Annotated in this window: 14 protein-coding genes, 3 rRNA genes and 1 pseudogene; 15 read left to right on the top strand and 3 right to left on the bottom strand. The window is 68.9% G+C overall.

Going from position 1 to position 19,679, the window contains the following annotated elements; translation table 11 throughout:
* Positions 1 to 199 precede the first annotated feature (199 nt).
* The 4 genes from BOQ63_RS15590 to BOQ63_RS15575 all read left to right on the top strand — a co-directional run bounded on the left by BOQ63_RS15590 (position 200) and on the right by BOQ63_RS15575 (position 3,633).
* Positions 200 to 958: a sulfite exporter TauE/SafE family protein gene (locus BOQ63_RS15590; protein WP_030285722.1), complete on the top strand. Its 759-nt coding sequence runs from the start codon at positions 200 to 202 to the stop codon at positions 956 to 958.
* A gap of 63 nt (positions 959 to 1,021) precedes the next feature.
* Positions 1,022 to 1,201: a DUF1272 domain-containing protein gene (locus BOQ63_RS15585; protein WP_030285724.1), complete on the top strand. Its 180-nt coding sequence runs from the start codon at positions 1,022 to 1,024 to the stop codon at positions 1,199 to 1,201.
* Between the two features lie 54 nt (positions 1,202 to 1,255).
* Positions 1,256 to 1,561 (top strand): 4a-hydroxytetrahydrobiopterin dehydratase, encoded by a 306-nt coding sequence (locus BOQ63_RS15580; protein ID WP_030554570.1) that lies wholly within the window; start codon positions 1,256 to 1,258, stop codon positions 1,559 to 1,561.
* A 110-nt stretch (positions 1,562 to 1,671) separates the two neighbouring features.
* Positions 1,672 to 3,633: an outer membrane protein assembly factor BamB family protein gene (locus BOQ63_RS15575; protein WP_030554568.1), complete on the top strand. Its 1,962-nt coding sequence runs from the start codon at positions 1,672 to 1,674 to the stop codon at positions 3,631 to 3,633.
* A gap of 39 nt (positions 3,634 to 3,672) precedes the next feature.
* On the opposite strand, the gene BOQ63_RS15570 is transcribed toward BOQ63_RS15575, so the two are convergent.
* On the bottom strand, positions 3,673 to 4,203 hold the full coding sequence (locus BOQ63_RS15570; RefSeq protein ID WP_030285730.1) for an HNH endonuclease: 531 nt from the start codon (positions 4,201 to 4,203) through the stop codon (positions 3,673 to 3,675).
* Positions 4,204 to 4,496: 293 nt separating this feature from the next.
* Here BOQ63_RS15570 and tyrS point away from each other — a divergent pair, with 293 nt between their 5' ends.
* From tyrS to BOQ63_RS15540, 6 genes and pseudogenes are all read left to right on the top strand, one after another.
* A complete protein-coding gene (tyrS, locus tag BOQ63_RS15565) occupies positions 4,497 to 5,768 on the top strand; it encodes a tyrosine--tRNA ligase (protein ID WP_030554564.1) in 1,272 nt (423 codons plus the stop codon).
* A gap of 613 nt (positions 5,769 to 6,381) precedes the next feature.
* A 16S ribosomal RNA gene (locus BOQ63_RS15560) occupies positions 6,382 to 7,898 on the top strand.
* Between the two features lie 269 nt (positions 7,899 to 8,167).
* A 23S ribosomal RNA gene (locus tag BOQ63_RS15555) occupies positions 8,168 to 11,288 on the top strand.
* A 108-nt stretch (positions 11,289 to 11,396) separates the two neighbouring features.
* Positions 11,397 to 11,513, top strand: a 5S ribosomal RNA gene (gene rrf, locus BOQ63_RS15550).
* Together the 16S, 23S and 5S rRNA genes form the textbook arrangement of a ribosomal RNA operon.
* Positions 11,514 to 11,904: 391 nt before the next feature.
* A pseudogene (locus tag BOQ63_RS15545) lies at positions 11,905 to 12,759 on the top strand (hypothetical protein); the annotation flags it as partial.
* Between the two features lie 348 nt (positions 12,760 to 13,107).
* On the top strand, positions 13,108 to 14,040 hold the full coding sequence (locus BOQ63_RS15540) for a tetratricopeptide repeat protein (RefSeq protein WP_191093656.1): 933 nt from the start codon (positions 13,108 to 13,110) through the stop codon (positions 14,038 to 14,040).
* 71 nt (positions 14,041 to 14,111) lie between these two features.
* On the opposite strand, the gene BOQ63_RS15535 is transcribed toward BOQ63_RS15540, so the two are convergent.
* Positions 14,112 to 15,482, bottom strand: a complete 1,371-nt coding sequence (locus BOQ63_RS15535; protein WP_078867775.1) for a DUF1015 family protein — start codon at positions 15,480 to 15,482, stop codon at positions 14,112 to 14,114.
* 92 nt (positions 15,483 to 15,574) lie between these two features.
* On the opposite strand from BOQ63_RS15535, the gene BOQ63_RS15530 reads away from it, so the two are divergent.
* On the top strand, positions 15,575 to 16,168 hold the full coding sequence (locus BOQ63_RS15530; RefSeq protein WP_078657233.1) for a tetratricopeptide repeat protein: 594 nt from the start codon (positions 15,575 to 15,577) through the stop codon (positions 16,166 to 16,168).
* 56 nt (positions 16,169 to 16,224) lie between these two features.
* Positions 16,225 to 17,265 (top strand): HAD-IIA family hydrolase, encoded by a 1,041-nt coding sequence (locus tag BOQ63_RS15525; protein ID WP_150475924.1) that lies wholly within the window; start codon positions 16,225 to 16,227, stop codon positions 17,263 to 17,265.
* A gap of 16 nt (positions 17,266 to 17,281) precedes the next feature.
* Here the strand turns inward: BOQ63_RS15525 and BOQ63_RS15520 are convergent, their stop codons facing one another.
* Complete coding sequence (locus tag BOQ63_RS15520; RefSeq protein WP_030290947.1) at positions 17,282 to 17,629, bottom strand: SCP2 sterol-binding domain-containing protein; 348 nt, start codon at positions 17,627 to 17,629, stop codon at positions 17,282 to 17,284.
* 157 nt (positions 17,630 to 17,786) lie between these two features.
* Between BOQ63_RS15520 and BOQ63_RS15515 the strand changes: the two genes are divergently transcribed.
* Genes BOQ63_RS15515 through BOQ63_RS15505 form a run of 3 tightly spaced genes read left to right on the top strand, consistent with a single transcriptional unit; the run spans position 17,787 to position 19,674 of the window.
* A complete protein-coding gene (locus BOQ63_RS15515) occupies positions 17,787 to 18,641 on the top strand; it encodes a hypothetical protein (protein ID WP_050366517.1) in 855 nt (284 codons plus the stop codon).
* Entirely contained in the window at positions 18,625 to 18,831 is a 207-nt protein-coding gene (locus tag BOQ63_RS15510) for a hypothetical protein (protein ID WP_033355582.1), read from the top strand. Before BOQ63_RS15515 ends, BOQ63_RS15510 begins: the two co-directional genes overlap by 17 nt.
* Positions 18,832 to 18,867: 36 nt before the next feature.
* Positions 18,868 to 19,674: a TlyA family RNA methyltransferase gene (locus tag BOQ63_RS15505; protein ID WP_030290943.1), complete on the top strand. Its 807-nt coding sequence runs from the start codon at positions 18,868 to 18,870 to the stop codon at positions 19,672 to 19,674.
* Positions 19,675 to 19,679 lie beyond the last annotated feature (5 nt).

Below are 19,679 nucleotides of genomic sequence, written 5' to 3'. Positions count from 1 at the left end.
GCCCGCTGCCTGGTGGTGGCGGGCCCTCGGCGTTCTCCCGGTTAGCGCACGGGCGGTGCGGCAGTGCGGCGGTGCGGTGGTACGGCCGGTGCGGCGTACCGGCGGTGTGGCGTACGTCCCGAATCGTGGGCGGGCCTGGTCCGGCCGGGGCGGGGTCCGGCATGATCCCCTCGGACAGGACCGCTAGGAGAGGTGACACATGACGCTCTGGGAGGCGATCGCCGTCCTGGCGGCCGGCGTCGGGGCCGGGATGATCAACGTGATCGTCGGCTCCGGCACCCTGATCACCTTCCCGGTGCTGCTCGCCGTCGGCATCCCGCCGGTGACCGCCAACGTCTCCAACTCCTTCGGCCTGGTGCCCGGCTCGCTCAGCGGCGTGATCGGCTACCGCCGCGAACTGGTCGGCCAGGGCCGCCGGTTGCGGCGGATGGGCACCGCCTCGCTGCTCGGCGGGCTGCTCGGCGCACTGCTGCTGACCAAGCTGCCGAGCGGTGCCTTCGACGCGATCGTCCCGGCGCTGATCCTGCTCGCGCTCGTCCTGGTGGTCATCCAGCCCCGGGTGGCCAAGGCCGTCGCGGCCCGCCGCCGGGCCGACGGCGACCCGGACGGCAGCCTGGTGCTGCTGGCCGGGGTGTTCCTCACCGGCATCTACGGCGGCTACTTCGGCGCCGCGCAGGGCGTCCTGCTGATGGCGCTGATGGGCATGATGCTCCAGGAGGACCTGCAGCGGATCAACGCGGTGAAGAACGCCCTGGCGATGATCGTCAACGGGGTCGCCGCCCTGTTCTTCCTGTTCACCTCGACGGTGAACTGGACGGCCGCCGGGCTGATCGCGGCGGGCTCGCTGGTCGGCGGCCTGCTCGGCGCCAAGGTCGGCCGCCGCCTTCCGCCGGTCGTGCTGCGCGCGGTCATCGTGGTGGTCGGACTGGCGGCCGTCACCAAGCTTTTGCTTAGTTGAACGACGGTCGGACCGTACTACTGACCGACCGTCGGACCGTGCCAACATCGGAGGAGACTGCCCATGGCACTGGAGATGCGTGAGACCTGCGAGCGCTGCGAGGTGTCGCTGACCGCCGACGGCCCCGCCTCGATATGTTCCTACGAGTGCACCTTCTGCGCGGACTGCACCGAGGCCATGGCCGCCAACTGCCCCAACTGCGGCGGCGAACTGGTGGCCCGTCCGCGCCGGAAGGCCGACTGACGCACCCCCCACCGGCACCCCACCGGTACCACCGACGAGACCCGGAGCGCACCCATGAGCAGCAGGGCACGACTGAGCGAGGACGAGATCGCGGCGGCGCTGGCGGACGTGCCCAGGTGGAGCCGGGACGGCGACAGCATCGTCCGCAGCGCGGACGCCCCCGACTTCCCGGCCGCGATCCGGGTGGTCGTCGCCGTCGCCGAGCAGGCCCAAGAACTCGACCACCACCCCGACATCGACATCCGCTGGCGCACCCTGCGCTTCGTGCTGTCCACCCACAGCGCGGGCGGGCTCACCGGCCTGGACTTCACCCTCGCCGCCCGCATCGACGAGGCCCTGCGCGCCGAGTCGGCCGACTGAGGCCCGGCCCCCGGCACCGCGTCGAGGGCCCGGGCAGCTGGCCCGGGCGGGCGTGAGATGCTGACTGCCGCAATTGGCAGGCCGGCTGGGGGGCTGGGAGGGACGGAACGGTGGCACAGGAGCCCTTCGGAGACGCCCATGCCCAGCAGCAGCCGTGGCACCCCCAGGGCGGGCAGGACTGGCAGGGCTACTACGACCCGCAGCAGCAGGCCGCGCAGTGGCAGCAGCCGCAGCCGCAGGCGCCCGGCCAGTGGCAGTACGACCAGGCCGCGTACGAGCAGCAGGGCGGTTACGGGCACACCGGGTACGTCGAGGGCGGCTACTTCCAGGGGCAGGGCTTCGACGGCCACGGCCTCCAGGACCAGGCGCACGGGTACGGGCCCGGGCCTGGGCAGGGGGCGTACGGCGGGCAGGAGCAGTTCCAGCCGTACCAGCAGCAGTACCCGGACCACGGGCAGCAGTCGTACGGCGCCGCCGTACCGCAGGCTCAGCCGGTGGGGGAGGGGCTGTACGTCCCGGCGGGGGCCGACTACTCGGCCGATGGTTACGTGCAGATCGAGGAGACCCCGGCGGAGCCCGAACCGGCCGTCGACCAGCCCTCGACGGGTGCGGCGGCCGAGGCCGCTGGGCCTGCCGAGCCCGGAGCGCGCTCGCGGGCCGCCCGGCGGGGCCCCCGCGGTGGTGACGGCGGTTCCGCTTCTCCTTCCTCCTCTTCCTCTTCCTCGCTGGTGGACAAGGTCCGGGCGGCCGTCCTGACCGGGGAGCACGTGCCCAGCCGGCGGGCCCTGCTGGTGCGGGCCGGTGCCGGGGTGGCCGCGCTCGGGGTGTTGATAACCGCCGCGCTGACGGTCGGCGCCGAGGGTGGTGGAAGCGCCTCCGCGTCCAGCGGCGGCGAACCCGGGTTCGCGGTGGCGCACACCAAGGTCTGGTCGGTGCAGCCCGTCGCCGCCGCGCAGCAGGCGGGCGACGACACGCTGGTCGGCAGCTGGCTGCTGGCCGACGCGGTGGTCCGCGCCGACGGCTCGGGCGTGCACGCGTACGACCGGACGGCGGGCAAGCCGACCTGGTCGGTCGAGCCCCCGGCGGCCGGGGCCGTCCCGTGCGGGCTCTCGGCGAGCGTCAACCAGGCCGGGCTGGGCGCGGCCCTGTTCCGGCCGCAGGCGGACCCGAAGAGCCCCTGCACCCTGGTCGCCGCCGTGGACACCAAGACCGGCAAGACCGCCTGGACCAAGAGCCTCTCGGACTCCAAGGACGCCTATTCGGCGCGGATCGGCGTCACCGAGGACATGGTGATCGCGGTCGGCGACGACCGGGCCGCGGCCTGGGCGGCTGCGGACGGGAAGGACGTCTGGCAGTACACCGGGCAAGGCAAGTTCTGCACCCTGTCGGGGGGCGTCACCGGAAAGACCGTGCTGGTCGCCTCCTCCTGCGCCGACTCGACGCCCGCCGACCAGGCCGTCGCGCTGAACGCGGCGGACGGCAAGGTCAGCTGGTGGCGGGGCCTGAACAACCAGCCGAAGACGGTGACGGTGCTCTCCGCCGAACCGGCGGTGGTGCTCACCACCGGCGGGAAGCCCGAGGACGACCGGGTGTTCGGCTGGGGCGCCGCCGGCGATCCGGCCGTAGAGATCCCGGTGGTCACCGACGGCGGCCGGCTGAACGTCACCCACGGAACGTTTTCGGCCACGCCCGAGGTGTTCTTCGAGGGCCGCACGATGGTCGCCGCGATGACCCCGGCGAACAGCGGCGGGTCGGTGTCCGCGGTCGGCTACGACCTGGACACCGGCAAGCAGCGCTGGAAGACGCCGACCGCCGCCAAGGGCACCTCCCGCGCGGTCGGCATCGACGGCGGCTCGCTGGTGCTCGCCGCCGACGAGCGTCGCGACCAGCCCGCCCGCCTCGGCCGCTTCCCGCTGGTGGGCGGCCAGGAGACCGTCGGCGGCAACTTCCCGCCAGGCACCGGCTCGCTGCTGCTCTCCGGGCGGGTACTGATCGGCGGCGGGCAGGTGGTCGTGGTGCCCGAACACGCGGCCAACTACGGCACGGCGGCGGGCTACCAGGCGAAGGACTGAGCCGGGCCCGACAGGCCAGGGCACCCGGGCCGGCCCGGGCTAGGCCGCCGTGACCGGTTGGCCCGGTACGGCGGGCAGCCAGTCGGCGAGCTCGCGGGCCTCCGAGCCGCGCAGGCCGAGCGCCAGCATCAGGGTGGCCTGCGGCGTCGGCACGAACGGCCGCCGCAGCAGTTTCATCCCGGCCTGTTCCGGAGTCCGGTCGGCCTTGCGCTGGTTGTCCTCGGCGCACGCCGCCACCGTGTTCATCCAGCTGTCCTCGCCACCGCGCGACCGGGGCTGGAGGTGGTCCACCGTGGTGGCCCGGCGCCCGCAGTACGCGCAAAGGTGCTGGTCCCGGGCCAGGACACCCCGCCTCGACCACGGGGCCTGTTGTCGGAACGGCACTCTCACGTACCTCTGCAGCCTGATCACCCGTGGCACCGGGACGGCCACGCCCGTCCCCCGGATCGAGCGCAGCGGGTGCGCCTGCTCCACCACCGCCTTGTCCTGGAGCACCAGGACGACGGCGCGCTGGAGCGACACCGTCGTCAGGGGCTCGTAGCTAGCGTTCAGAACCAGCGTGTTGCGCACTCGGCACACCCTTCCCACGGGCGTGCCACGGCGGCACGACCGTCTCCACACACGTCACTGCCGCCGCACGGCGGTGAACCCACTCTGAATGGGCCCACAGCCGACGAACAACGGAATTTCCGGTGTCGGGGGAGGAGCCCGGGGGGAACGGGGCTGCCCGCCCGAGGTGCCTCGGGGGAAACTCGCTGGCCGGAACCGCGTAGGCTCTATCAGGCTGGAGTCGTACCGACCCCGGGGCCCGACCGAACCGGGCCGACAGCGGGCGGACGCCCGATCGAAGGAGAAGCGTGACCGTGACGGACATCGTCGACGAGCTGCGGTGGCGAGGGCTGATCGCCCTGTCCACCGACGAGGACGCACTGCGCAAGGCGTTCGCGGACGGCCCGGTCACGTTCTATTGCGGCTTCGACCCGACGGCCCCCAGCCTGCACCTCGGCAACCTGGTCCAGATCCTCACCATGCGCCGCATCCAGCAGGCGGGGAACCTCCCGCTCGGCCTGGTCGGCGGAGCCACTGGTCTGATCGGCGACCCGAAGCCCACCGCCGAGCGCGTGCTCAACGACCCCGAGACGGTGGCCGGCTGGGTCGAGCGCCTGCGCGGTCAGGTCTCGCGCTTCCTCGACTTCGAGGGCCCGTACGCGGCGCGCATGGTGAACAACCTGGACTGGACCTCCGGGATGTCGGCCATCAGCCTGCTGCGCGACGTCGGCAAGTACTTCCGGGTCAACAACATGATCGCCAAGGAGGCCGTCGCCCGACGGCTCAACTCCGACGCGGGCATCAGCTACACCGAGTTCAGCTACCAGATCCTCCAGGGGATGGACTACCTGGAGCTGAACCGCCGCTACGGCTGCACCCTGCAGACCGGCGGCAGCGACCAGTGGGGCAACCTCACCGCCGGTACAGACCTGATCCGCAAGGCGGACGGCAAGTCCGTGCACGCGCTGGCCACGCCGCTGATCGTCAAGGCCGACGGCACCAAGTTCGGCAAGACGGAGTCCGGCACGGTCTGGCTCGACCCGGAGCTCACCACCCCGTACGCCTTCTACCAGTTCTGGCTGAACGCGGACGACCGGGACGTCTCCAACTTCCTGCGGATCTTCAGCTTCCGCTCGAAGGAGGAGATCGAGGAGCTGGAGCGCGAGACCGCCGAGCGCCCCGCCGCCCGCCTCGCCCAGCGTGCCCTGGCCGAGGAGCTCACCACGCTGGTGCACGGGGCCGAGCAGTACGAGCGCGCGGTCGCCGCGTCCAAGGCGCTGTTCGGGCAGGGCGACCTGGCCGACCTGGAGGCCCCGACCCTGGCCGCGGCCCTCGCCGAGGTCCCGAAGGCCGAGGTCACCGAACTCCAGCCGGTGGTCGACCTGTTGGTCGCCGTCGGCCTGGCGCCGAGCCGCTCGGCCGCCCGCCGGACGATCAAGGAGGGCGGTGCCTACCTCAACAACGTCAAGGTGACGGACGAGGAGGCGGTACCGACCGAGGCCGACCTGCTGCACGGCCGTTGGCTGGTGCTGCGCCGTGGCAAGCGCAACCTGGCGGCAGCGGAGCTGGTCCCGGCGGCCGGCTGACTGGTCCGAGGACCCGCCAGTTGATCAACTGGCCGAAAGCGCACCCGCTCTGAGCTGCGGCTTTGAGCCCCGAGGGCCGGATCTGGACAGATCCGGCCCTCGACGTTTGACGATGTCCTCCGGGTGGCCTAGTGTTGAACGAGTCGCTGGAGCGGCCACCTCACTCAGCACAACCCACCCTCACACCTCGAAGCCCATTCGCTTGGGTCTGTCGGCGTTGCCGCCAACGGGTGTGAGTGTGAATTTCGATTGACTGTCGGAATGCGCTAAAGTGGTGGTCGTCGCAGAAAGCGACCCCGGCCAGTTCGGGAAATTGGATGAATGAAACTCCGGAAAACGGAGCGGAAAACATCTGATAAGCTGGAAACACGAAAGAACGAAGCGCCCGGAGGGCCCGCTGGAAGGCGGTCCGAAGGAAGCGTCCGTTCCTTGAGAACTCAACAGCGTGCCAAAAGTCAACGCCAGATATGTTGACATCCCCGGCCTCAGATTGTTCTGGGGTTGGAGATTCCTTTTGAAACAAACACTAGCGAGGACGCAGTGCGCGGGATCACCCTATTCCGGTGGTTGCCGTGCCGCTCAACGCGGGTGTGGACCCGATTACGGGTAAACATTCACGGAGAGTTTGATCCTGGCTCAGGACGAACGCTGGCGGCGTGCTTAACACATGCAAGTCGAACGGTGAAGCCCTTCGGGGTGGATCAGTGGCGAACGGGTGAGTAACACGTGGGCAATCTGCCCTGCACTCTGGGACAAGCCCTGGAAACGGGGTCTAATACCGGATATGACCTTCCTCCGCATGGGGGTTGGTGGAAAGCTCCGGCGGTGCAGGATGAGCCCGCGGCCTATCAGCTTGTTGGTGGGGTAATGGCCTACCAAGGCGACGACGGGTAGCCGGCCTGAGAGGGCGACCGGCCACACTGGGACTGAGACACGGCCCAGACTCCTACGGGAGGCAGCAGTGGGGAATATTGCACAATGGGCGAAAGCCTGATGCAGCGACGCCGCGTGAGGGATGACGGCCTTCGGGTTGTAAACCTCTTTCAGCAGGGAAGAAGCGCAAGTGACGGTACCTGCAGAAGAAGCACCGGCTAACTACGTGCCAGCAGCCGCGGTAATACGTAGGGTGCGAGCGTTGTCCGGAATTATTGGGCGTAAAGAGCTCGTAGGCGGCCTGTCGCGTCGGATGTGAAAGCCCGGGGCTTAACCCCGGGTCTGCATTCGATACGGGCAGGCTAGAGTGTGGTAGGGGAGATCGGAATTCCTGGTGTAGCGGTGAAATGCGCAGATATCAGGAGGAACACCGGTGGCGAAGGCGGATCTCTGGGCCATTACTGACGCTGAGGAGCGAAAGCGTGGGGAGCGAACAGGATTAGATACCCTGGTAGTCCACGCCGTAAACGTTGGGAACTAGGTGTTGGCGACATTCCACGTCGTCGGTGCCGCAGCTAACGCATTAAGTTCCCCGCCTGGGGAGTACGGCCGCAAGGCTAAAACTCAAAGGAATTGACGGGGGCCCGCACAAGCAGCGGAGCATGTGGCTTAATTCGACGCAACGCGAAGAACCTTACCAAGGCTTGACATATGCCGGAAACACCCAGAGATGGGTGCCCCCTTGTGGTCGGTATACAGGTGGTGCATGGTTGTCGTCAGCTCGTGTCGTGAGATGTTGGGTTAAGTCCCGCAACGAGCGCAACCCTTGTTCTGTGTTGCCAGCGAGTAATGTCGGGGACTCACAGGAGACTGCCGGGGTCAACTCGGAGGAAGGTGGGGACGACGTCAAATCATCATGCCCCTTATGTCTTGGGCTGCACACGTGCTACAATGGTCGGTACAAAGGGCTGCGATGCCGTGAGGCGGAGCGAATCCCAAAAAGCCGGCCTCAGTTCGGATTGGGGTCTGCAACTCGACCCCATGAAGTTGGAGTTGCTAGTAATCGCAGATCAGCATGCTGCGGTGAATACGTTCCCGGGCCTTGTACACACCGCCCGTCACGTCACGAAAGTCGGTAACACCCGAAGCCGGTGGCCTAACCCGTAAGGGATGGAGCCGTCGAAGGTGGGACCAGCGATTGGGACGAAGTCGTAACAAGGTAGCCGTACCGGAAGGTGCGGCTGGATCACCTCCTTTCTAAGGAGCACATGGCCGCTTGCAGGCGAATGTTCTGCACGGTTGCTCATGGGTGGAACGTTGACTATTCGGCACAGGAAGAGACCAGGGGCTAGTACTGCTTCGGCGTGGAACGCGTTCTGGGATTGACTGTGTCGGGCACGTTGTTGGGTCCTGAGGGAACGGAAGTTGCCTCAAGGATGCCGGCCTCACTCGAGGCGGTCTTCGGATCGTTGAGGGTGTGTGACTGGTCGTTGTTTGAGAACTGCACAGTGGACGCGAGCATCTGTGGCCAAGTTTTTAAGGGCGCACGGTGGATGCCTTGGCACCAGGAACCGATGAAGGACGTGGGAGGCCGCGATAGGCCCCGGGGAGCTGTCAACCGAGCTTTGATCCGGGGGTGTCCGAATGGGGAAACCCGGCAGTCGTCATGGGCTGTCACCCGCTGCTGAACACATAGGCAGTGTGGAGGGAACGCGGGGAAGTGAAACATCTCAGTACCCGCAGGAAGAGAAAACAACCGTGATTCCGGGAGTAGTGGCGAGCGAAACTGGATGAGGCTAAACCTTGAGCGTGTGAGACCCGGCAGGGGTTGCGCTCGGGGGGTCGTGGGTTTTTTCTTGATCGGTCTGCCGGCCGGTCGGCGAGTCAGAAACCGTATGGGTAGTCGAAGGACATGCGAAAGGTCCGGCGTAGAGGGTAAGACCCCCGTAGACGAAATCTGTACGGCTCGCTTGAAGAACACCCAAGTAGCACGGGGCCCGAGAAATCCCGTGTGAATCTGGCGGGACCACCCGCTAAGCCTAAATATTCCCTGGTGACCGATAGCGGATAGTACCGTGAGGGAATGGTGAAAAGTACCGCGGGAGCGGAGTGAAATAGTACCTGAAACCGTGTGCCTACAAGCCGTGGGAGCGTCGTCAGTCGGTTTACCGGCTGGCCGTGACTGCGTGCCTTTTGAAGAATGAGCCTGCGAGTTTGCGGTGTGTAGCGAGGTTAACCCGTGTGGGGTAGCCGTAGCGAAAGCGAGTCCGAATAGGGCGTTTGAGTTGCATGCCCAAGACCCGAAGCGGAGTGATCTAGCCATGGGCAGGTTGAAGCGCGGGTAAGACCGTGTGGAGGACCGAACCCACCAGGGTTGAAAACCTGGGGGATGACCTGTGGTTAGGGGTGAAAGGCCAATCAAACTCCGTGATAGCTGGTTCTCCCCGAAATGCATTTAGGTGCAGCGTCACGTGTTTCTTGCCGGAGGTAGAGCACTGGATAGGCGATGGGCCTTACCGGGTTACTGACCTTAGCCAAACTCCGAATGCCGGTAAGTGAGAGCGTGGCAGTGAGACTGTGGGGGATAAGCTCCATGGTCGAGAGGGAAACAGCCCAGAACACCGACTAAGGTCCCTAAGCGTGTGCTAAGTGGGAAAGGATGTGGAGTCGCAGAGACAACCAGGAGGTTGGCTTAGAAGCAGCCACCCTTGAAAGAGTGCGTAATAGCTCACTGGTCAAGTGATTCCGCGCCGACAATGTAGCGGGGCTCAAGCACACCACCGAAGTCGTGTCATTGCAGCGAATAGGGCCAACGCCTGCTGTGATGGGTAGGGGAGCGTCGTGTGCCGGGTGAAGCGGCCGAGGAATCGAGTCGTGGACGGTATACGAGTGAGAATGCAGGCATGAGTAGCGATACAAGAGTGGGAAACTCTTGCGCCGATTGACCAAGGGTTCCTGGGTCAAGCTGATCTGCCCAGGGTAAGTCGGGACCTAAGGCGAGGCCGACAGGCGTAGTCGATGGACAACGGGTTGATATTCCCGTACCCGCTTTGAAGCGCCAACGCTGAACCTTCTGATGCTAAGCCCGTGAAGCCGTCCCGGAGCCTTCGGGCAAAGGGAAGTGGTGGAGCCGGTGGCCCAACGGGGTAGTAGGTGAGCGATGGGGTGACGCAGGAAGGTAGTCCAGCCCGGGCGGTGGTTGTCCCGGGGTAAGGGTGTAGGACGTGGGGTAGGCAAATCCGCCTCACATATAGTCTGAGACCTGATGCCGAGCCGATTGTGGTGAAGTGGATGATCCTATGCTGTCGAGAAAAGCCTCTAGCGAGTTTCATGGCGGCCCGTACCCCAAACCGACTCAGGTGGTCAGGTAGAGAATACCGAGGCGTTCGGGTGAACTATGGTTAAGGAACTCGGCAAAATGCCCCCGTAACTTCGGGAGAAGGGGGGCCATTCCTGGTGACGGGCCTTGCGCCTTGAGCTGGGGGTGGCCGCAGAGACCAGCGAGAAGCGACTGTTTACTAAAAACACAGGTCCGTGCGAAGCCGTAAGGCGATGTATACGGACTGACGCCTGCCCGGTGCTGGAACGTTAAGGGGACCGGTTAGCTCAGATTCGTCTGGGCGAAGCTGAGAACTTAAGCGCCAGTAAACGGCGGTGGTAACTATAACCATCCTAAGGTAGCGAAATTCCTTGTCGGGTAAGTTCCGACCTGCACGAATGGCGTAACGACTTCTCGACTGTCTCAACCATAGGCCCGGTGAAATTGCATTACGAGTAAAGATGCTCGTTTCGCGCAGCAGGACGGAAAGACCCCGGGACCTTTACTATAGCTTGATATTGGTGTTCGGTTCGGCTTGTGTAGGATAGGTGGGAGACTGTGAAGCAGCAACGCCAGTTGTTGTGGAGTCGCCGTTGAAATACCACTCTGGTCGTGCTGGATGTCTAACCTGGGTCCGTGATCCGGATCAGGGACAGTGTCTGGTGGGTAGTTTAACTGGGGCGGTTGCCTCCTAAAGGGTAACGGAGGCGCCCAAAGGTTCCCTCAGCCTGGTTGGCAATCAGGTGTTGAGTGTAAGTGCACAAGGGAGCTTGACTGTGAGACTGACGGGTCGAGCAGGTACGAAAGTAGGGACTAGTGATCCGGCGGTGGCTTGTGGAAGCGCCGTCGCTCAACGGATAAAAGGTACCCCGGGGATAACAGGCTGATCTTCCCCAAGAGTCCATATCGACGGGATGGTTTGGCACCTCGATGTCGGCTCGTCGCATCCTGGGGCTGGAGTAGGTCCCAAGGGTTGGGCTGTTCGCCCATTAAAGCGGTACGCGAGCTGGGTTTAGAACGTCGTGAGACAGTTCGGTCCCTATCCGCTGTGCGCGTAGGAGTGTTGAGAAGGGCTGTCCCTAGTACGAGAGGACCGGGACGGACGAACCTCTGGTGTGCCAGTTGTTCTGCCAAGGGCATGGCTGGTTGGCTACGTTCGGGAGGGATAACCGCTGAAAGCATCTAAGCGGGAAGCCTGCTTCGAGATGAGCACTCCCACCTCCTTGAGAGGGTAAGGCTCCCAGTAGACGACTGGGTTGATAGGCCGGATATGGAAGCCCTGTGAGGGGTGGAGTTGACCGGTACTAATAGGCCGAGGGCTTGTCCTCAGACGCTCGCGTTCACTGTGTGGTTCCCGGGTAGCGAACAGCTATCGCCGGCGAACAAGAAACACTTATTCAACTGAAAAGTGTGTTTCGCTGAATACCCGATAGGGTTTCGGTGGTCATAGCGTGAGGGAAACGCCCGGTTACATTCCGAACCCGGAAGCTAAGCCTCACAGCGCCGATGGTACTGCAGGGGGGACCCTGTGGGAGAGTAGGACGCCGCCGAACAATTATTCAAGGCCGCGGCCCCAGCGACTCGCTGGGGCCGCGGCCTTTTTTGTTTTGCGAACTTGCACGAGGCCGGCAGGCCGGAACTTTCGCCCAGGCGCGGAGGCTTCCGGGATGCCGGACAATGGAGATGGTGCACGGCCAGGAGGCCGGCGCCGATACCGCGTGACGGCACTGATGTTGCACAGTCCGCGGTGGAGCTGAAGCAGCAGAAGGAGTCACCAGGATGTCGAACCAGCCCGAGGGCCGTCCCGAGCGTCGATCGGACGACGGCCGAGGCTATGAGCCCCGGTCGCGTGGGGGCTGGTCCAACGACCGTGGCGGCAACCGTCGTGACGAGCGTGACGACCGCCCGCGTCGTGACGACCGTCCGTCCTACCGCGACCGTGACGACCGCGGTGGCGACCGCGGTGGTTTCCGTCGCGACGACCGTCCGCAGGGTGGTGGCTTCCGCCGCGATGACCGCCCGCAGGGTGGTTTCAACCGTGACCGTGACGACCGTGGCGGCTTCCGTCGTGACGACCGTCCGTCCGGCGACCGTGGCGGTTTCCGTCGCGACGACCGTCCGTCCGGCGACCGTGGTGGTTTCCGCCGGGACGACCGTCCGCAGGGTGGTTTCAACCGTGACCGTGACGACCGTGGCGGCTTCCGTCGTGACGACCGTCCGTCCGGTGGCGGCGGGTTCCGTCGTGACGACCGCCCGGGTGGCTTCCGTCGTGACGAGCGTGACGACCGTCCGCGTCGTGACGAGCGTCCGTCCTACCGCGACCGTGACGACCGTGGCGGCGACCGCGGTGGTTTCCGTCGCGACGACCGTCCGTCCGGCGACCGTGGTGGTTTCCGCCGCGATGACCGTCCGCAGGGTGGTTTCAACCGTGACCGTGACGACCGTGGCGGCTTCCGTCGTGACGACCGTCCGTCCGGTGGCGGCGGGTTCCGTCGTGACGACCGCCCGGGTGGCTTCCGTCGTGACGAGCGTGACGACCGTCCGCGTCGTGACGAGCGTCCGTCCTACCGCGACCGTGACGACCGTGGCGGCGACCGCGGTGGTTTCCGTCGCGACGACCGTCCGTCCGGCGACCGTGGTGGTTTCCGCCGCGATGACCGCCCGCAGGGTGGTTTCAACCGTGACCGTGACGACCGTGGCGGCTTCCGTCGTGACGACCGTCCGTCCGGTGGCGGCGGGTTCCGTCGTGACGACCGCCCGGGTGGCTTCCGTCGTGACGAGCGTGACGACCGTCCGCGTCGTGACGAGCGTCCGTCCTACCGCGACCGTGACGACCGTGGCGGCGACCGCGGTGGTTTCCGTCGCGACGACCGTCCGTCCGGCGACCGTGGTGGTTTCCGCCGCGATGACCGCCCGCAGGGTGGTTTCAACCGTGACCGTGACGACCGTGGCGGCTACCGTCGTGACGACCGTCCGTCCGGTGGCGGCGGGTTCCGTCGTGACGACCGAGGTGGCGACCGTGGCGGGTTCCGCCGTGACGACCGCCAGGGCGGCTTCCGTGGCGGCGACCGCCGGGACGACCGTGGCGGCGACCGGGACCGTCGGGACTACGACGACCGCCGCGGCAACTACGAGCCGGTCAAGCGCCTGCCGATCCCGGAGGACGTCACCGGCTTCGAGCTGGACGCGGACGTGCGCCAGGAGCTCAAGAGCCTGCCCAAGACCCTCGCCGACGACGTCGCCCGCAACCTGGTGATGGTGGCGCGTCTGCTCGACGGTGAGCCGGAGGAGGCCTACCAGTACTCCCGCGTCGCGCTGCGGCTGGCCTCCCGCGTGGCCGCCGTCCGCGAAGCTGCCGGGTTCGCCTCGTACATGACGCAGCGGTACTCCGAGGCGCTGACCGAGTTCCGCGCCGCCCGTCGGATGACCGGCCGTGCCGACCTGTGGCCCGTGATGGCCGACTGCGAGCGCGGTCTGGGCCGTCCGGAGCGGGCGCTGGCGATGGCCGGTGAGCCCGAGGTGAAGCAGCTGGACAAGGCCGGCCAGGTCGAGATGCGCCTGGTGGCGGCCGGTGCCCGCAGCGACATGGAGCAGTTCGACGCCGCCGTCGTGACCCTGCAGAGCCCGGAGCTGGCCTCCAGCGCCGTGCACCCGTGGACCGCGCGCCTGCGGTACGCCTACGCCGAGGCGCTGATCGCGGCCGGCCGTGGCGACGAGGCCCGTGACTGGTTCGCCAAGGCCGCCGAGGCCGACACCGACGGTTCGACCAACGCCTCGGAGCGCCTGGCCGAGATCGACGGCGTGGAGTTCACCGACGCGCTCGACCCGGAGCTGGACGAGGACGACGCCGAGCAGGCCGACGCCCCGGCTGCGAAGAAGCGCGGCGGCGACAACGCCGACGACCGCGTGATCTTCGAGGACGAGGAGGACGTCGAGGAGTACTACGACGAGGACGACCTCGAGATCGACGAGGACTTCGACGGCGTGGTGCCCGAGCGTGCCGAGGACGCCAAGGCGGACGAGGCCGGCGAGGCCGAGAAGGCCGACAAGGACGAGGCCAAGGGCGACGCCCAGGCCTGAGCGCCCTGAAACACCGTGAGGCCCTGCCGTTCCCCCGAGGAACGGCAGGGCCTCACGGCGTCCGGGCCCCGCTAGCCCAGCGGAAGACTGCGCAGCACCAGTCCGGTGGCAGGCTTGGGCCCGAACGAGGTGGACTTGCGAGGCATGGTGACGCCCTGCTCGGCCAGTCGCCGCACCACGCTCTCGCGAACCGGGTGGAGCAGGACGGCCGTCCCGCCCGCGCGGGCCGCCTCGCGCTCGGCGGCCGCGGCGGTGTGCAGGTAGCCGATGTCGTCGGGGCCGTCGGGGACGTGCCAGGTATGGTCGAGCAGGGTTTCGTGCAGCACGGTGGCGTCCAGGTGGCGCCACTCCTCGGGCCGGTCGTGCGGCACGGTCGCGTCGATCAGGGCTTCCTCGGGCTCGCTGAGCAGCCAGAAGACGCCGTCGCCGCCGGTCAGCACGAAGCCGTTGCCGCCGTGCCGCTTCTGCTCGGCGAGCGCCTGGAGGGCGGCGGGCAGCGGGCCGGGCACCTCCTTGACCTTCCACTGGTCGCCGAGCTTCTCCATCGCCTCGGCCACCGGCAGCCGGTACAGCACGCGGTGGATGGCGCGGACCCGCAGCGGGTAGCGGGCGGTGTCCACCAGCAGCACCATGCCGCGGTCCCACGGGCTGCGCGGCAGGTGGCGGTGCTCGCGCTGGAGCCGCAGGTACATCGCCCAGCGGTGGTGGCCGTCGGCGATCAGCGCCCGGCAGGTGGCCAGGTCGCGGCTGATCTCGCCGAGCATGGCGGGCTCGGTGACGGCCCACAGGCGGTGGTGGGTGCCGTCGCTGGTCGTGGTGGACAGCAGCGGCGCGCCCTCGACCGTCCGCTCGATGACGCCGGAGGCGCCGCCGTTGCCGCGGTAGGTGAGCAGCAGCGGTTCGAGGTTGGCCCGGGTGGTGCGCATCAGTCCGACCCGGTCGGCGACCGGCCGGGGCATGACGTCCTCGTGGGGCAGGACGACGCCGACCTCGGGGCCGCTCACCGCGAGGGCGCCGATCAGGCCGCGCTGGAGCAGCTCGGGGGTGTCGTCGGTGCCGGGGACCCGTTGCTCGTAGACGTAGATCGCCGGTTCCGGGTCGGCGGCGAGGATGCCCTCGCGCTGCCAGCCGGCGAGCAGCCGGGCCGCGTGCCGGTACTTGGTGTCCCGGTCGGGGCGGTCGCCGGCGTCCTCGGGCTCGGGCCGGGGCAGGATCAGCCGGACCACGTTGTGCGGGTCGGCCGTCTCCAGGTCCAGCCGGCGCCCCGGGTCGACGACGTCGTACGGCGGGGACATCACCGCGGCCAGCGCGCCGACCCGGTCGGGGACGTAGCGCAGGCCACGGAAGGGGGACAGGGACAGGCCTGCGGTGGCGACGTGCCCGGGGTCACCGGGGCCGCCCACGGGAGTCTCGACTCCGTCTTCTGCACTGGGTGTGCTCATTCTGGGCATCGTAACCGGGTACGCGTTGTTGAGAGATCGGAACGCCCGTCCCGAACGGTCGGGCGGGTGTACGACCGAGGGCGAGGTACGGCATGGAGGACGGGCAGGAGCGGGTGGACGGCGGAGTGCCGGACGGGCAGTCGCCGACGGGGGGCGTCCCGGCCCAGGGGCGGCCCGGGGAGCCCGTGGGGGACGTCTACGACTGGTTCCGCCGGGGCGCGAAGCTGCTGGCCCAGGGCCATCCGGCGGCGGCCGAGCAACTGCTGGCCCGGGCGGCGGAGGCCGAGCCGCACTCGCGCAGCATCCGGGAGGCACTGGCCCGGGCGCAGTTCGACGCCGGTTCCTACGCGGCGGCACTGGAGAACTTCCGGGCCGTGGCGCTGGCCGATCCCTCGGACGACTACGCTCAGTTCGGGTGGGGCGTCGCGGCGGCCCGGCTGGGCGACTTCGAGACCTCGGCCGAGCACCTGGCGCTGGCCGTGGCCATGCGCCCGGAGACCGACCACTACCGGTCGGCGCTGCGGCAGACCAGGGCGACGCTGGCGGCCCGCGCCGGAGCGTTCGGCCCGCTGTTGCCCGGCGCACCCGGCTACCGCGAGAGCCAGGGGCCGGAACCGGACCTGCCGCGGCAGGCCGGGGGAGAGCCTGAGGGCGTCGACGACGACGCCCGACCGGGCGGGCAGTGACGAGCAGACGGACCGCAGCGCACCACGACGCTGCGGTGGATGAGATTGGGCAGGGCATGACCGAGACGGCCACCACCGCGCGACGGACCGCCCCCGGCGGCAGCGACCGCCCGCTGACCGAGGCGTACGACACGGCGCTGCTGGACCTGGACGGCGTGGTCTACGCCGGCTCGCACGCGATCGAGCACGCGGTGGACTCGCTGGCGGCCGCCCGTACGGCCGGGATGCGGCTCGCGTACGTGACCAACAACGCCTCCCGCCCGCCCCGGGTGGTCGCCGAGCACCTGACCGAGCTGGGCGTGCCCGCCGAGCCGGCCGACGTCATCAACTCGGCCCAGGCGGCCGCCCGGGTGGTGGCCGAGAAGGTGCCCGCCGGGGCGAAGGTGCTGGTGGTGGGTGGCCTGGGGCTGGAGGAGGCGCTGGCCGAGCGCGGGCTGGTGGCCGTCCGCTCGATGGCGGAGGAGCCACTCGCGGTGGTCCAGGGCTTCGACCCGTCGGTGGGCTGGCCGCAGCTGGCGGAGGCCGCGTACGCCGTGGGCAGCGGGCTGCCGTGGGTCGCCTCCAACACCGACATGACGGTGCCGACCGCGCGCGGCATCGCGCCCGGCAACGGGACGCTGGTGGCGGCGGTGCGGGCGGCGACCGGGGTGGAGCCGGAGGTGGCGGGCAAGCCGCTGCCGCCGATGCACCGGGAGACCGTGCTGCGGACCGGCGCCCGGCGGCCGCTGGTGGTCGGTGACCGGCTGGACACGGACATCGAGGGGGCGTTCAACGGCGGGGTGGACAGCCTGTTGGTGTTCACCGGAGTGACCACCCCGGGGCAGCTGCTGGCGGCCCCGGTCGAGCACCGGCCGACCTACCTGGCGGCCGACCTGCGAGGCCTGCTGGTCCCCCAGCCGGCGGTGGAGGCCGCGGACGGCGGTTTCTCCTGCGGCGGCTGGACCGCGACGGCGGGGGGCGACGCGCTGCGGCTGGCCGGCTCCGGGGACCGCTGGGACGGCCTTCGGGCGCTGTGCGCGGCGGCCTGGACGGCGCTGGACGCGGTGGACGGCGGGCCGGTGGACGGGCGGAAGGCGCTGGCCGAGCTCGGCTTCTGAGCGTTCGGCGCACGCCTCAGAGCAGTTTTCGCAGCCGCAGCAGGTCGCGCAGCCCGGCTTCCAGCTTGACCCGGCCGCTCGCCCAGGCGGCGGCGAAGTTGAGGTCGCCGCCGACCAGGGCGACCAGGTCGTCGCTGGCCATGGTGAGCCGGATGGCGGCCTTCTCGGTGGGCCGCCCGGGTGTGGTGACGACGTCCTGGATGCGGCCGTCGCGCAGCTGCCCGGTGAAGGTCAGGTCGAGGTCGGTGATCCGGCAGCTGAGCGAGCGGTCGAGGGCGGCGGCCGTGCGGACGTCGCCGGTGGAGTTCGCGATGTTCCGGCTGAGCTGTTCCAGTGCTTCCCGGCACTCCTCGGCGTTCGCCATGGCGGTCGCTCCATCCCCAGGTCGCTGTGGTGCGGACTGCCGGGCCACGGTACCTCAGGAGGGTTTTGGCGGTAGCGTCGTCAGTGGGGTGCCCGGAAACACCCGGGCGCCATGGGCGACGGAGCGAGGCGCGCGCAGGCGCGGAGGAGGCACCCGGATGCTGCCGAGGACGGTGCGGGGAGCGGTGGCGGCTGCCGCCGTGGTGGTGGAGGAGGTGGGCAAGCGGGTCGCCGACACGGCGGCCGCGGTCCTGGAGAAGACCGGCGTCGACGTGTCGGAGGTCGAGCGCAAGCTGGGCGGGCAGTTCCCGCCGTCGGCGAAGGCGCTGCAGACCCTGGCGGAGGAGGCGGTCACCGCCGGGCGGGCCGGGGTGGACCTGGCCGTCGGGGTGGCGCGCAGCGAGGTGGAGAAGGCCTTCGAGAAGGTCGGCGACCAGGTGACCAAGGTCGGCGTGGTGCTGGCGTACCTGGAGAGCAAGCTGCGCGAGGTCGAGGAGGAGCCGGCCGCGACGAAGCCGGCCCCGAACCCGTACGTGGCGCCGTACCCGGAGGACGCGCCGGCGCCGGCGCCCCGGGCGGACGACCTGTTCGGGCGCGGCTGGGAGTTCGAGGACGAGCGGGTGGCGACGGAGCCGCCGGTGGCCGAGCGGGTGGAGGTGGACGAGCCGGTCGAGGTGGATCCGCCGTTGTCCCCGAAGACGGAGGCCGCCCTGCGGGAGGCGGTGGCCGAGGTGGCCGAGGACCCCGCCGCCGGGAAGAAGGGGGCGCCCGTCACCGGAACGGAGGAGGCGCCCGTCAGCGGGACGGAGGGGGCGCCCGCCGCGAAGAAGGCAGCCGCGCGCAAGACCGCCGTCGCGAAGAAGGCGACCGTCAAGAAGAGCGCCGCCGCGCGGCGGAAGCAGCCGGAGCGCAACGGCGCCGAGCCCAAGGCGGCGGCCAAGCGCACGGCGACGAAGAAGACCACCGTCCGCAAGGCCACCAGCGCGAAGAAGCCGGATGTCCGGGACGAGTGAGGGCGGCGCCCGGGCGGAGACGGTCGAGCCGCTCGGCGTCGAACTGCTGCCCACCGGGCACCCCGGCGTGGACGCGGGGCTGGCCCGGCTGGATGCTCTGGACGGGGTCCCGGCCGAGGCACACGTCGCGGTGTACGAAGATGTTCACCAGCGGCTCGCCGACACGCTGGCCGCGCTCGACCAGGAATGATCCGCAGGACCCGTAGGAGCTGAAGCACCAGTGGCAGTGGCACGACGCCGACTCGACGCGGAGCTGGTCCGCCGCAAGCTGGCCCGATCGCGTGAGCACGCGTCCGAGCTGATCGCGGCCGGGCGGGTGACCGTCGGCGGCACCACCGCGACCAAGCCGGCCACCCAGGTGGAGACCTCGGCGGCGGTCGTGGTGGCCAAGGACGAGAACGACCCCGACTACGTCTCGCGCGGCGGGCACAAGCTCGCCGGGGCGTTCGCGGCCTTCGTGCCGCAGGGCCTGGTGGTCGAGGGCCGCCGGGCGCTGGACGCGGGCGCCTCCACCGGAGGGTTCACCGACGTGCTGCTGCGGGCCGGGGCCGCCCACGTGCTGGCGGTGGACGTCGGCTACGGGCAGCTCGCCTGGTCGCTGCAGAGCGACGAGCGGGTGACGGTGATGGACCGCACCAACGTCCGGGAACTGACCCGGGAGATGATCGGCGGCACCCCCGTCGACCTGGTGGTCGGTGACCTGTCCTTCATCTCGCTGGGCCTGGTGCTGCCGGCGCTGGCCGGCTGCGCGGCCGAGGACGCGGACCTGGTGCTGATGGTCAAGCCGCAGTTCGAGATCGGCAAGGAGCGGCTCGGCAGCGGCGGGGTGGTGCGCAGCCCGGAGCTGCGCGCCGAGATGGTCCGCCAGGTGGCCGGACAGGCGTGGCAGCTGGGGCTGGGCGTGCGCGCCGTCACCGCCAGCCCTCTGCCCGGGCCGTCCGGAAACGTCGAGTACTTCCTCTGGATGCGCCGCGACGCCCCGCAGCTGGACCCCGCGGAGGCGGACCGGGCCGTCGCGGAAGGGCCCCGGTAGGGTGC

Source organism: Streptomyces viridifaciens, assembly GCF_001888885.2.
In the GTDB taxonomy this organism is placed as follows: Bacteria; Actinomycetota; Actinomycetes; order Streptomycetales; family Streptomycetaceae; genus Kitasatospora; species Kitasatospora aureofaciens.
The sequence above is the reverse complement of the archived record's forward strand: the minus strand, read 5'-3'. Positions and strand labels throughout refer to the sequence as shown.